This window comes from Novosphingobium sp. CCH12-A3, assembly GCF_001556015.1.
Classification (GTDB): Bacteria; Pseudomonadota; Alphaproteobacteria; order Sphingomonadales; family Sphingomonadaceae; genus Novosphingobium; species Novosphingobium subterraneum.
Map to the genome: position 1 here is coordinate 1 of NZ_LSIA01000099.1, position 382 is coordinate 382.

The following is a 382-nucleotide window of genomic DNA, read 5'->3' on the forward strand; positions in this document are numbered from 1 at the left end:
GGGTGAGGATCTTGTCGGCGATGTCCTCCATGCGCTGGCACATCAGGGCAAGCGTGGCGTCCATCGCGGCGAGCCCGGCGGGACTGAGGTGGACGAAAGTGCGGCGGCCATCGCGGCCATCGTCCTCGCGCTCTACCAGGCCGCGCGCCTCGAGGATGCGCAGCCAGCGCAGGGCGGTCGTCGGCGGGACGTGGGCGCCGATGCAGGCGCTGGTGGTCGGCACGCGGCGGTTCTCGCGCCCGGCGACGTAGAGATCGAGCAGGATGTCCCAGGTCGGCTCGCCGAAGAGATCGGCGGGCAGGTGCTTGTGGCGGCGGCGGCGGGCGGCGTAGAACTCGCGCGCGGCGACAGTGTGGCGGGCGATGGTCGCCTCGTCGAGTGC

General features: G+C 72.5%; 1 pseudogene. It reads right to left on the bottom strand.

From position 1 onward, the window contains the following. Nucleotides 1-382 (bottom strand): annotated as a pseudogene (locus AX703_RS07400) (winged helix DNA-binding protein); the annotation flags it as partial.